The organism is Falsihalocynthiibacter arcticus (genome assembly GCF_000812665.2).
Lineage (GTDB): Bacteria > Pseudomonadota > Alphaproteobacteria > Rhodobacterales > Rhodobacteraceae > Falsihalocynthiibacter > Falsihalocynthiibacter arcticus.
In genome coordinates this window covers 482,585-494,692 of the sequence record NZ_CP014327.1, presented here as the reverse complement: position 1 = coordinate 494,692, position 12,108 = coordinate 482,585, and the positions used below count along the sequence as shown (strand labels likewise).

12 protein-coding genes are annotated in these 12,108 nt (G+C 55.1%); 6 read left to right on the top strand and 6 right to left on the bottom strand.

Features of this window, described 5'->3' with window-relative positions; all coding sequences use genetic code 11:
- The 5 genes from RC74_RS02430 to RC74_RS02410 are packed head-to-tail and all read left to right on the top strand — an operon-like array spanning position 1 to position 5,349.
- Positions 1-678 (top strand): SURF1 family protein, encoded by a 678-nt coding sequence (locus RC74_RS02430; protein ID WP_039001468.1) that lies wholly within the window; start codon positions 1-3, stop codon positions 676-678.
- A gap of 13 nt (positions 679-691) precedes the next feature.
- The gene (thrC, locus tag RC74_RS02425) at positions 692-2,077 is read left to right on the top strand and encodes a threonine synthase (RefSeq protein WP_039001467.1); all 1,386 of its coding nucleotides are present in this window, start codon (positions 692-694) and stop codon (positions 2,075-2,077) included.
- Positions 2,074-3,336: a M16 family metallopeptidase gene (locus RC74_RS02420; protein ID WP_039001466.1), complete on the top strand. Its 1,263-nt coding sequence runs from the start codon at positions 2,074-2,076 to the stop codon at positions 3,334-3,336. The genes thrC and RC74_RS02420 overlap by 4 nt, the downstream gene beginning before the upstream one ends.
- On the top strand, positions 3,336-3,950 hold the full coding sequence (locus RC74_RS02415; protein ID WP_062628118.1) for a GNAT family N-acetyltransferase: 615 nt from the start codon (positions 3,336-3,338) through the stop codon (positions 3,948-3,950). The genes RC74_RS02420 and RC74_RS02415 overlap by 1 nt, the downstream gene beginning before the upstream one ends.
- Positions 3,928-5,349, top strand: coding sequence for an FAD-binding oxidoreductase (locus tag RC74_RS02410; protein ID WP_039001464.1), 1,422 nt, complete (start codon positions 3,928-3,930; stop codon positions 5,347-5,349). The genes RC74_RS02415 and RC74_RS02410 overlap by 23 nt, the downstream gene beginning before the upstream one ends.
- 130 nt (positions 5,350-5,479) lie before the next feature.
- On the opposite strand, the gene RC74_RS02405 is transcribed toward RC74_RS02410, so the two are convergent.
- From RC74_RS02405 to RC74_RS02395, 3 genes are read right to left on the bottom strand one after another with little or no spacing between them, the layout of a single operon-like run.
- A complete protein-coding gene (locus RC74_RS02405; RefSeq protein ID WP_039001534.1) occupies positions 5,480-6,016 on the bottom strand; it encodes an adenine phosphoribosyltransferase in 537 nt (178 codons plus the stop codon).
- A 39-nt stretch (positions 6,017-6,055) separates the two neighbouring features.
- Complete coding sequence (locus tag RC74_RS02400) at positions 6,056-6,934, bottom strand: S-methyl-5'-thioadenosine phosphorylase (RefSeq protein ID WP_039001463.1); 879 nt, start codon at positions 6,932-6,934, stop codon at positions 6,056-6,058.
- Positions 6,935-6,944: 10 nt separating this feature from the next.
- Positions 6,945-7,553, bottom strand: coding sequence for a flavin reductase family protein (locus RC74_RS02395; RefSeq protein WP_039001533.1), 609 nt, complete (start codon positions 7,551-7,553; stop codon positions 6,945-6,947).
- A gap of 101 nt (positions 7,554-7,654) precedes the next feature.
- On the opposite strand from RC74_RS02395, the gene RC74_RS02390 reads away from it, so the two are divergent.
- A complete protein-coding gene (locus RC74_RS02390; protein ID WP_039001462.1) occupies positions 7,655-8,155 on the top strand; it encodes a GNAT family N-acetyltransferase in 501 nt (166 codons plus the stop codon).
- Between the two features lie 253 nt (positions 8,156-8,408).
- Here the strand turns inward: RC74_RS02390 and RC74_RS02385 are convergent, their stop codons facing one another.
- The 3 genes from RC74_RS02385 to ptsP all read right to left on the bottom strand — a co-directional run bounded on the left by RC74_RS02385 (position 8,409) and on the right by ptsP (position 12,107).
- A complete protein-coding gene (locus RC74_RS02385) occupies positions 8,409-9,518 on the bottom strand; it encodes an IS110 family RNA-guided transposase (RefSeq protein ID WP_039003212.1) in 1,110 nt (369 codons plus the stop codon).
- Between the two features lie 83 nt (positions 9,519-9,601).
- Positions 9,602-9,793, bottom strand: a complete 192-nt coding sequence (locus RC74_RS02380; RefSeq protein WP_039003213.1) for a hypothetical protein — start codon at positions 9,791-9,793, stop codon at positions 9,602-9,604.
- Between the two features lie 61 nt (positions 9,794-9,854).
- Complete coding sequence (gene ptsP / locus RC74_RS02375) at positions 9,855-12,107, bottom strand: phosphoenolpyruvate--protein phosphotransferase (protein WP_062628117.1); 2,253 nt, start codon at positions 12,105-12,107, stop codon at positions 9,855-9,857.
- Position 12,108 lies beyond the last annotated feature (1 nt).

Sequence of the window (12,108 nt, the reverse complement as noted above, 5' to 3'; positions counted from 1 at the left end):
ATGCGCCGCAAAATGCTCATCCCTTTGATCTTTGGTTTGATTGGCACCGCGATTCTGTGCGCGCTTGGGACGTGGCAGCTCCAACGTCTAACGTGGAAAACAGAAGTGTTGACCGCGATTGATGCGAAAATACTGTCCGAACCCGTTGATATTCCGCTAAACGCGAACGAGGCTACGGATCAGTTCCTCCCCGTGCAGGCCAAAGGCGTTATCGGTCCTCAGGAAATTACCATCTTAGCCAGCGTTCAAAAAATTGGTCCAGGTTATCGGGTGATTGCGCCGCTGGAAATGGCCGACGGACGTCGCGTACTATTGGATCGTGGTTTCGTTGCGATTTCAGCGAAAAACGCGCCCCGCCCCGCCGTTGAGGCCGAAATTGTCGGTAATTTGCTTTGGCCCGATGAAATCAGTAACGCGACCCCGCAGCCAGACCTCAAAGCAGGCATCTGGTTTGGGCGCGATATTCCAGCCATGGCCGAAGCCCTTAACACCGAACCTGTCATGCTTGTGCAGCGCACGTCAACAGAGCCAAATTTGGTCACGACCCCGTTCCCTGTCGACTCGGCGGGCATCCCAAACAAACATTTGGAGTATGTTGTGACGTGGTTTGGGCTGGCGTTGGTATGGTTTGGGATGACAGCGTTCCTTCTGTGGCGTATCAGGCAGAGAACCGTCTAGAGGCGAGAGAAAAATGCACTATATTTCGACACGGGGCCAAGCGCCCGAACTGAGTTTTGAAGATGCGATGATGACTGGCCTTGCGCGGGACGGTGGCCTTTTTGTGCCTGCGGAAATCCCTGTCATGTCGCCAGACGACATCGCGGCCCTTGCGGGCAAATCCTACGAAGAAATCGCTTTCGCGGTGATGCGCCCCTTCATTGGGGACGCCTTCACGGACGACGAATTCAAAGCGATCATTGCACGGGCTTACGCAGGTTTTCGCCACTCCGCGCGCGCGCCCTTGGTGCAGTTGGATCAAAACCACTTTCTACTCGAATTGTTCCACGGCCCGACACTCGCCTTCAAAGACTTCGCGATGCAACTCATCGGGCAATTGTTTCAAGCGTCCTTGAGCCGTTCAGGCAAGCGTGTAACTATCGTTGGGGCCACATCGGGCGACACAGGGTCCGCGGCAATCGAAGCCTTTAAAGGCCTCAGCAATGTCGACGTTTTTATTCTGTTCCCGCACGGCCGCGTGTCGGAGATTCAACGTCGCCAAATGACCACCCCCACCGAGAGCAACGTCCACGCCCTCGCGATGGACGGTGATTTTGATGATTGCCAAGCCCGCCTCAAAGACATGTTCAACGACTTTGACTTCCGCGAAGGCGTCAAGCTCGCGGGAGTGAATTCGATCAATTGGGCACGAGTTCTGGCTCAGGTCGTCTATTATTTTTCATCAGCTGTGGCGCTCGGCGCGCCATATCGCGAAGTCTCCTTTACGGTTCCGACCGGCAATTTCGGTGATATTTTTGCAGGCTACATTGCCAAGAAAATGGGCCTGCCTATTCGCGAACTCGTGATTGCGACAAACCAAAACGACATTCTGCACCGCACCTTGGTAACTGGCGCCTACACCAAGGCCGAGACGATCCCAAGCAGCAGCCCCAGCATGGACATTCAAGTCTCCAGTAATTTCGAGCGCGCGTTGTTTGATATGTATGGTCGCGATGGCAATGCCGTGGCGCAACTGATGGAAGAGTTGAAATCAGGCGGCTTTAAAATCTCGCAAGGCCCACTCGAAGGCCTGCGCGAAACCTTCACCTCTGGCCGCGCTTCCGAGGAAGAATGTGCCGCAACGATCAAGGAAATGGCCGCCACAACGGGCCACGTCCTTTGCCCGCACACGGCCGTTGCGGTTAAGGTCGCAAAAGAGCATCTGGGATCGGTTCCCATGATCACGCTCTCAACGGCACATCCCGCTAAATTCCCCGCAGCCGTCGAGGCGGCCTGCGGTGTTCATCCTACGTTGCCCGCTCATATGGCAGATCTCGGCAACAAACCCGAACGCGTGACCCGCGTTCCAAATGATTTGGCCGCGCTTATGGCGTTGGTTCACGAAAGGCGCGCTCTTTGACCAGCCAACTTACAACTCTCGATAACGGGTTTCGCATTGTTTCTGAAAACATGCCCGGACTTAAAAGCGCGAGCATCGGCATTTGGGTGATGGCTGGCGGTCGCCACGAGCGGCTTGAGCAAAACGGCATCGCGCATTTTCTTGAGCATATGGCATTCAAAGGCACGACAACGCGCAGTAGCCTCGAAATAGCTGAAGCTATCGAGGATGTGGGCGGCTATATCAATGCCTATACCAGCCGTGAAATGACAGCCTATTACGTGCGTGTTTTGGGGCAGGACGTGCCCCTTGGCCTTGATGTTATTTCCGATATTCTGCTCAACCCGACGTTTTCCCCCGAAGAAATCGAGATTGAGCGTGGCGTGATTTTGCAAGAAATCGGCCAAGCGCTTGATACACCGGATGATGTGATTTTCGACTGGCTTCAGAATGTTTCCTATCCGGACCAGCCGATCGGAAGAACGATCCTAGGCCCCGAAGAGCGCGTGAAGAATTTCACCCGTGACGATCTGGTTGGATTTGTGAAGGAACGTTACGGTCCCGCACAAATGATCCTGTCGGCAGCAGGGGAGGTCGATCACGCGGCCCTCGTTGAAGCCGCGACCGCGCTTTTTGGCCATCTGCCAAATCGGGACAGCGCTCAGGAAGTCACGGCAACCTTTAAGGGTGGCGAGACTCGTGTTGAGAAGGATCTTGAGCAAGCGCATTTCGCGCTTAATTTCGACGGACCCAGCTATACGGACGACGCGATTTACACCAGCCAAGTCCTTGCCTCGACGCTGGGCGGCGGAATGTCGAGCCGCCTGTTCCAAGAAGTCCGCGAGAAACGGGGCCTTTGCTATACGATTTTCGCCCAGGCGGGCGCATTTTCGGACGGCGGCTCAACCACGATTTATGCGGGTACGTCTGGCGAAAAATTGCCCGAATTGGCCGAAATCACCGTGAGCGAAATTCGTCGCGCCGCCGAGGACATGTCGGAACGCGAAATCGATCGTGCGCGAACACAAATGAAGGCCGGAATGCTCATGGGCCTCGAAAGCCCGTCAAGCCGCGCAGAACGCCTTGCGCGAATGATTTCAATTTGGGGCCGTGTCCCAAGCTTGTCCGAAACCGTTACTAAAATTGATGCGGTTTCACGGCAAGGTGTCGCCGATATGGCCCGTGAAATGGCCGAAAATGCGCGGATTTCACTGGCCACCTATGGGCCAAACGCGAAATCGGTTTCAATCGAGGGTATCCGTGGGCGTTTGGTTGGCTGATGCTTTTTAAGCGTAGAAAAGTTCTGGTGGATTCGGAGCGCATGACGCTTCGACTGCCACAACATTCGGATTACCGAAACTGGGCCGCATTGCGTCACAACAGCCAATCTCACCTATCACAATGGGAACCCGCGTGGGCGGCGGATCATTTGACGCGTAAAGCCTTTACCAATCGTGTTTATTGGGCACAACGCGCTGTCACGACGGGAACCGCGTTGCCATTGTTTCTAACCTTGCGCCAATCGGGAGAGATTTTGGGGGCGGTCACTTTGGATAATATTCGCCGTGGCCCCGCGCAATCTGGCACACTTGGGTATTGGGTTGGCGAAGAATACGCGCGCCAAGGCTACATGCGCGAGGCCATCGAGGCCCTAAGTCACTACGCGTTTTCCACACTCGATTTGTCGCGCATTGAGGCGGCCTGCCTTCCTGAAAATGTCGCGTCGCGGGGCGTCTTAGAGAAGTCAGGTTTCAAGTATGAAGGGGTCGCGCAAAGCTACCTTCAGATCGCGGGACGCTGGCGCAACCATGTTCTATATGCCAATCTACGGGGCGATCGTCGGGGAGAACCGGCGTACGTTAGGAGGACCTATGCTCAATCCGCTCACCAATGATTTCGTCGAGAAGCTGTCTGCGATGTTGCCCGATAAGGCCCTGCGCCTTGCCACACCTGCCGACGTGGAGGAGCCGCGTGGTCGCTATATAGGTTTGGGCACACATGTCGCCACGCCAAGCACGGTAGAGGAGGTTTCCAAGATCATCACCGCCTGCAATGCGGCGCGGATTGGCGTTATTCCTTTCGGTGGCGGGACGGGTTTGGTTGGCGGGCAAGTTGCCCCCCAAGGGCCCCTACCTCTCATTCTCTCGCTTGAACGTATGACCCAAATTCGGGCAACTTACCCGCAAGAGAACGTCCTTATCGCTGAAGCCGGCGCGATTCTGGCCAATGTGCAATCTGCGGCACAAGCTGTGGATCGTTTGTTCCCACTGTCCCTTGCTTCCGAAGGATCGTGCCGTATTGGCGGTAATTTGGCGACAAATGCGGGCGGTTTGAATGTGTTGCGATACGGAAATACGCGCGATTTGTGTTTGGGGCTCGAAGTGGTGCTTCCCTCGGGGCAAATTTGGAACGGGCTGACGCGCTTGCGCAAAGACAACACGGGGTTTGATTTGCGCAATTTGATGATCGGTTCCGAGGGCGCATTGGGCGTGATTACTGCCGCCGCGCTAAAACTTTACCCGCGTCCCGCCGAAAACGGCACGGGGGTTTTTGTTGTAGAGGATCCGACGGCGGCGCTCGCCTTGCTTAATCTCGCACAAACCATTGCACCGAGCGAAGTTTCTGCCTTTGAACTCATTCACAAAACGGGCCTTGAGTTCCTTTCAGAGAAGCTACCGGATGTTCGGCAACCCTTTGAGAACAAACCAGAGTGGATGGTTCTGATTGACCTAGGAACTGCAAGAGGGCGTGATCCGGACGCTTTGCTCGAGCGCTTGTTTGAGGAAGGGCATGCGGCGGGATTGATTTCGGACGGAGCTATCGCACAAAACGAAGCACAGCGGCGCCAGTTTTGGGAGGTCCGAGAGCGGATTCCCCAAGCCAATAAGGCGATTGGCTCCATTGTCTCGCATGATGTTTCTCTGCCGCTTGGAAGTATCGCGGCCTTTGTCACCGAAGGGCTCGCGCGTCTTGCAAAGCTTGGCGATATGCGGGTGAATTGTTTTGGACATCTCGGTGATGGGAACCTGCATTTCAATGCCTTCCCCGCACGCGGGCGCGACCGCCACGAATACGATGCTATACGTGATGATATTCAGCGCTGTGTGCATGATTTGGTGAGCGAAATGGGCGGCTCCATCAGTGCCGAACACGGAATTGGACGCCTGAAGGCCAAGGACTTGGCACATTATGGTGATCCGGGAAAACTCGCGGCGATGCGGGCGATCAAAACGGCCCTTGATCCGAACGGAATCATGAATCCCGGAGCCGTCATCGGCAGTTTGAACGTGTAACAAAAAGATCAACGCCCCGCCACGAACGACAAGGCGTTGATCGGAACATGTAAGCAAAGGCCATCTGCTCCCAACTGACAAGCATGGGTCTAAGACTGAGATTTTAATAATCTCTTACTTCGAGAGACAATTACAGTCCGCCAAATTCACAAATCGATGTGACATCCATACCCATTTTTTCGAGCTTTTTACGTCCACCAAGGTCGGGAAGGTCGATGACAAACGCACAGCTCACGATTTCGCCCCCTAAACGTTCGATCAGCTTAATTCCGGCTTCGGCGGTACCACCTGTCGCAAGCAGGTCATCCACCAGAAGGATTTTTTCCCCTGGTTTGATGGCGTCATCATGAATTTCCACAATCGCTTCGCCGTATTCCAGCGAGTATTCTTCGCTGATCGTGGTACCAGGAAGTTTGCCCTTTTTACGCACGGGCACAAAGCCGACCGAAAGCTGGTGTGCAATCGCGCCACCAAGGATAAATCCGCGTGCCTCAAGTCCAACCACCTTGTCGATCCGCATGCCCGCATAGGGATGCAGCATTTGGTCTACCGCCATGCGAAACCCGCGTGGGTCGGCAAAAAGGGTTGTGACATCGCGAAAAAGGATGCCCTCGTGCGGGAAATCAACAATCGTACGAATGTAGTCTTGAACGGTCTTTTTTTGCATCGTTTTGTCCATTCTGCTTTCGAAAAAAGGGGGGCGAGACTATCGGTTGAGGACGCGGCCTGCGACGGCGTCGAGCTTGGCCACAAGGGCTGGGTCCCTTGCGTCGGGGGCCGTGAGAATGGCGTATTCCAGTGCCTTGTCACAGCCATGTTCACAATCGTCGCGCTGTGCTCCCAAGAGGACGGGCAGGCGTGCGACCAAGCCGCGCGCTTTGGTTGCATTGCCCATCAATGTTTGGATGATTTGGGTGACGTCGACCTCGCCATGATCGGGATGCCAGCTGTCGTAATCGGTGATCATCGCGACGGACGCATAGCAGAGTTCGGCCTCGCGGGCGAGTTTTGCTTCGGGCATATTTGTCATGCCGATCACGTCTGCGCCCCAGCTTTCGCGGTACATTTTACTTTCTGCGAGCGTCGAGAATTGCGGCCCCTCCATCGCCAAATACGTGCCGCCGTCATGGACAGTGATCCCTTGATCTTTTGCCGCCGTGAGGCAGGCCGCTGAGAGGCGCGGGCAGGTGGGAAGGGCGACGGAAATATGCGCGACGCAACCGGTGCCAAAGAACGATTTTTCACGCGCGAAGGTGCGGTCAATGAATTGATCCACAATCACGAAATCACCCGGGGCCATCTCTTCGCGGAAACTGCCACAGGCCGAAACCGAGATCACATCCGTAACACCAATGCGTTTCAATGCGTCAATATTTGCCCGATACGGTACGGTTGTCGGGCTAAGGCGGTGCCCACGTCCATGGCGCGGTAAAAAGGCCATTTTGACACCATCCAAAATGCCCGTCAAAACGGCATCACTCGGCTCGCCCCAAGGCGTTTCAACACGCGTCCATTCCGCGTTCTCAAGCCCGTCAATTTCATACAGGCCAGAGCCGCCAATCACACCAATCATCGTGTCGCGCATATCAAAATTCCTATTCTTCGCCGGGACGTTTGAGACTGAAAATCGTTTCAACACGCGCGTAGTCTTTATACCCCAGCCGCGCGAGTGGGCTGAATGTGGAAACATCAAAAACACCGTCCACAAGGCAACTATCGCGCAAATGCACCCCCACAACCTCACCGAAAACCGCGAAGTTGGCTTCACCAGGTAATTGAACGATCTTGGTCAGTTTGCATTCCAAATTCGCCGGGGCAAGGGCGACACGTGAGGCCGAAATAACTGAACATTCCGCTTTTTCAAGCTCCGCGAGGGAAAATTCGTCGACGTCTTTTGCATAGCTTCCCGAGGTCACATTCATCGCGTCGCGCATGGCATATTCAACGATGTTTACACAGAAAACACCCGTCTCGCGAATGTTGGCAACGCTGTCTTTTGTGCCGTCGCGGTCATCCTTTGCGCTCGTTGATGCAAACATAACCTGTGGTGGTTCATAGGCGACCGCGTTGAAAAACGAGTAAGGCGCGAGGTTGTCGTTTCCGTTTCTGTCCCGCGTGGAAATCCATCCAATGGGGCGGGGCGTGACAAGGGCATTAAATGGGTTATGCGGGAAACCATGCCCATTTTTAGGTTCATAAAACATTGGCGGCCTTTCTTGTGTTTGAACAAGAGGTAACGCTGTGCTAGTGGCGTTGCCAGAGAAAAAGAGCAGGTTCGCATCAGAACCCATTTTCGGAGCGCCGCGTGTACAGGATTGAACAAGAAAAACCGGCGGACCTGTGGGAAGTTGAGGCGCTTTACGATCTGTGCTTTGCGCCAGGGCGCGAGGCGCTGTCGTCCTACCGATTGCGTGAAGGCGTTTCGCAAGTTGCAGAGTTTTCCCTTGTGGTGCGGGACACCGATAACACCCTTGCCGCGGCGATCCGGTACTGGCCCGTTTTAGTCGGCCCGAAGGCGGCCTTACTCCTAGGCCCGATTGCGGTTCATCCGACTCGGCAGGGCGAAGGCTTGGGCGACTTACTGATGCGCACCAGCCTAGATTTGGCACGCGTCGCCGGATGGGAGCGGGTGCTCCTTGTCGGGGATCTGCCGTATTATCAGCGCTTTGGCTTTGACATCTTGCCAGACGTTGTCATGCCAGCACCAAGCAACCCTGCGCGTGTGCTGGGCTATTCGCTGACGTCGGGCGCGTGGGATATGTGTGTGGGGGAGGTTTGCAAATACGTCTCTCATGAGCGTTTTTGATCTTCTCGACACGATTATACTACCCCACTGACGCGGGATGGTCAAAATATGTAGCCTGTGCATGGCGCTGGAGACGTCAGCTCGAACCGATGGTTATCATGCTCTCATCCGCGGGTTGGTTGCCGCCTGACCATATTCGATGCGGGCTTGCCTCTCTCTAAGAACGGATATCTATCCCAACGTACGCCGAGGGTTCACCTATCATTGGCTGCCATCTCCAGCGTTCTGCACAGGCAGTCTGTTGTCTCTGTGCTCAGGTGGGGAGCGGCGTTTTCCGGGCGATGTCCCAAACGAAACCAGCCAATTCGCGGGCGATTGCTGCGATCACACGGGGCTGGGGTTTTCCTGCGCGGCTTAGATGCCGATACCGTTTACACAGACGGGTCTGTGCCTTCCAGCCAATGTCCTTGATCTGCTGTGGCAGGTGCGCGGATCGTTTGAGATAAGGGTGCCCTTCCTTTGGCGGATGCCTGTATGACCACCCTGCTTCGACCAACATTGTTCGGGCTAACGCATTGCCTGTTTTGGTCAATCGACCGCGCCGGATGGTCGATCCGCTGGAATGCTCGCTTGGCACCAATCCCAACCAGGCCATGAGTTGGCGAGGATTCTCGAAGCGGGTGATATCCCCAATCTCAGCCACAACGGTCGCCGCGATTGTCGTATTTATGCCGCGCAACGCCCGAAGCGCATCCACGACCGGGGCAAAACGCCAGCTTTTGATGGCCGTTTCGATTGTTTGGTCCAGCGTTGCAATACGTGCCTCGATCTGGTCGATGGCACGTTTGAGCTCCTCGAAGGCGATCTGCTGGTGCGGATATGGAAACTTACGCAATTCGGCCAGCCATCGGCGGTGCCGCTTCGTCCAATAGCTGCCGTTCCTGTACCGAAGGCCATGACGTAACAGAAAGCTCAGGAGCTGTTGTTTGGCCACCTTCAAGGCGTCCACCGTTTGTTTACGAGTGCGGATGAGATCCCGCATGGCCTCTTGTTCTTCGTCTGGCGTCCAGATTGGCGTGAGTTCCCCGGCACGCCAAAGCCGTGCCAACATTTCGGCATCACGTCGATCTGTCTTAATTCGGTCGCCCGCTTTGCGCGGTATTAGGGCTGGCGCAACAACGGCGCATTCAAACCCCAGCCTCGTTAGATGCCGATGCAAGCCATAACCACAAGGGCCCGCTTCATAGCAAAATGTTGGGATTTTACCATCGCGGCTCAGCGTTTTGGTCAGCCGTAATACAGTGTCTGCTGAATTGACAATTGTTCCATAAAACCGCATCTCGCCGCCACGACCTTCATCTGCCAGGGCAACCGCGATTGTATCCGCGTGGACATCTAAACCTACGTAAACTGTCTTTTCCATTTGTTTCCTCCTTCAAACTTTCCAGTCCGTCGAGAAGACACTGCGGCACTTAGTATGTCACCGCCGCAAAACGCTCATATGGTCTAGTCGTTTTGCAAACCGAAAAGTCTGCGCAGTCGCGGCAAAGTGTACATTAAGAGCGCGACGCAAAGTACCGTCACCGCGCCTGTTCCCGAATAAACGATAAATGCACCCAAGAGAGTGCTGCCGTTCAACAGGGCTGCAATGGCCGCGAGACCCGCGACAATACACGCAAAAATAAGAGGCCCAATCACAGGCGATCTCCAAACAAAAAATACTCGTAAAAAATGGCGCCAGAGATATTGGTTTTCCAGCTTAAAGGTTGGAGATCCACTCTACTACGGCAGGTCGAACAGATTGCGCACCAGAGGCGCGTGCCGCGTCGATAACCGATTTTGCTTCCGCGAGGTCAACGCGCCGCAACAGGTTTTTCACCGGACCAATGGAAGCAGGGCGCATCGAGAGGGCGCGAAATCCCATAGCCGCAAAGCAAAGGGCCTCGACAGGGCGACCAGCATCTTCGCCGCAAAAGGATATAGGAGTTCCCGAGGCAACACAGCGTTCGACGATCCCCTCCAAGAAACTTAAAAAGCTTACGTTCAACGTGTCATAGCGTTTGCGAACCCGTTCGTTCTCGCGGTCGGCAGCAAAGAAAAACTGTTTGAGATCATTCCCGCCCACGGAAATAAAGTCGCACATTTCAAAGAATTGCTCCGGCGCAAACGCCAATGAAGGGGTTTCCAGCATCGCGCCAATTTCGACGCGCTCTGGAAGAATATGTCCCAAACGGGCTTCGTTTTCGAGTACCTTCTCAAAAATCTCGCGCGCCTGAATATACTCATCGAATTGCGCCACAAACGGGAACATCACCGTCAAGGGACGCCCTTCGCAGGCACGGATGAACGCCTGCAGCTGCATGCGCATGACGCCAGGTTTGTCGAGCCCAAGGCGGATTGCACGCCAACCCATAGCGGGGTTTGGCTCATCCTGTGGCTTCATGTAGGGCAGCACTTTGTCAGACCCAATATCAAGCGTTCGGAAGTTCACCCGCTGCCCGTCAGCCGCGTTCAAGACGCGTTTATACAGCTCAACAAGTTCACCACGCCGCGGCATTTTATTGCGGACGAGGAACTGCAACTCGGTACGAAAAAGCCCGACACCCTGCGCGCCCGAGCTCTCAAGAGATGGTAAATCTGCCATCAGCCCTGCGTTCATCGATAGACGAATTTCAGTGCCATCGAGCGTTATTGCCGGCTTGTCACGGATGGACGAATAGCGCTCCGCAGCGGTTGTTTGCATTGCAATTTTGTCATGAAACGCAGCTTTGACGGAATCGTCTGGACGCAAATGAACGATGCCTTGCTCGCCATCCACAAGGATATAATCGCCATTGAGGGCTTCGGTCGTGATGCGGCTGGCGTTGATAATCAAAGGGATCGCAAGGGCGCGGGCAATAATGGTCGCGTGGCTGCCCACAGAACCTTCCTCTAGGACAATACCTCGAAGCGATCTGCCGTATTCCAGCAGTTCACCGGGGCCGATATTTCGTGCGACCAGCACAGCATTTTGTGGCATCTCCGCGCCGGTATCTTTGCCTTGCCCCGTTAGGATTCTAAGCAGCCGATTTGAGAGGTCGTCTAAATCGTGCAGGCGCTCGCGCAAGTAGGCGTCGGGCACTTGGCTCATCCGCGTACGGGCGGTGGACTGTTCTTTTTCAACCGCAGCTTCGGCAGACAGTCCACGCGAGATGTCTTCCTTGATGCGCCGCATCCACCCTTTGGAATTGGCGAACATCCGATAGGTTTCAAGGACCTGCAACTGTTCTTTGTCCCCTTGTACCGCACCGAGCAGCAATTCGTCCACGGAGACGCGCAAGGTATCTACGGCCGCATCCAGACGTATTTCTTCGGCCTGCGGGTCGTCGGCAATTGGGTTTGTGACCACGACGCGCGGCTCGTGCAAGTAGACATTGCCAACTGCGGTGCCTTCTTGGCCGACGCCGCCGCGGATCATAACCGGGTGTTGATGGCGGGCCGAGAGGGCTGCGCCGTCGCCCACGAAGGCCCCAAGTTCGGCCATTTCAGCGAGAACCATTGCCACAACTTCTAAGGCGTAAACTTCGTCTTCCGAATAGCTCCGAGCGTCCTTGGATTGGACGACCAAAACCCCGAGTGTTTCGCCCAATCGTTGCACTGGAATCCCAAGGAAGCTGGAGTAAATTTCCTCCCCCGTTTCTGGCATAAAGCGAAACCCACGCTCGCTGGGGGCGTTGGCGGAGTTGACGATACTACCGCTTTTAGCCACGCGCCCCACGAGGCCTTCGCCTAGGCGTAGCCGCGTTTGGTGGACCGCTTCTGCTTTCAAACCCTCGGACGCGCAAAGTTCCAAAGTGTCTTGGTCCCGAAACAAATAGATCGAACACACTTCAGTAGCGATCGAATCCGCGATTAAACTCGTGATCCGGTCGAGACGTTTTTGACCTTCGGAATCCTCTGCCAATGCCTCGCGAAGCCGCCCAAGCAGCTTTCGGCTCTCACTTTGGGTGGACTTTCCTGATAAATTGGGCATT

Coding starts and splice junctions, on each gene's coding strand:
- RC74_RS02430 (WP_039001468.1), top strand. CDS start 1: ATGCGCCGCAAAATGCTCATCCCTTTGATCTTTGGTTTGATTGGCACC.
- thrC (WP_039001467.1), top strand. CDS start 692: ATGCACTATATTTCGACACGGGGCCAAGCGCCCGAACTGAGTTTTGAA.
- RC74_RS02415 (WP_062628118.1), top strand. CDS start 3,336: ATGCTTTTTAAGCGTAGAAAAGTTCTGGTGGATTCGGAGCGCATGACG.
- RC74_RS02410 (WP_039001464.1), top strand. CDS start 3,928: ATGCTCAATCCGCTCACCAATGATTTCGTCGAGAAGCTGTCTGCGATG.
- RC74_RS02405 (WP_039001534.1), bottom strand. CDS start 6,016: ATGCAAAAAAAGACCGTTCAAGACTACATTCGTACGATTGTTGATTTC.
- RC74_RS02400 (WP_039001463.1), bottom strand. CDS start 6,934: ATGCGCGACACGATGATTGGTGTGATTGGCGGCTCTGGCCTGTATGAA.
- RC74_RS02395 (WP_039001533.1), bottom strand. CDS start 7,553: ATGTTTTATGAACCTAAAAATGGGCATGGTTTCCCGCATAACCCATTT.
- RC74_RS02385 (WP_039003212.1), bottom strand. CDS start 9,518: ATGGAAAAGACAGTTTACGTAGGTTTAGATGTCCACGCGGATACAATC.
- ptsP (WP_062628117.1), bottom strand. CDS start 12,107: ATGCCCAATTTATCAGGAAAGTCCACCCAAAGTGAGAGCCGAAAGCTG.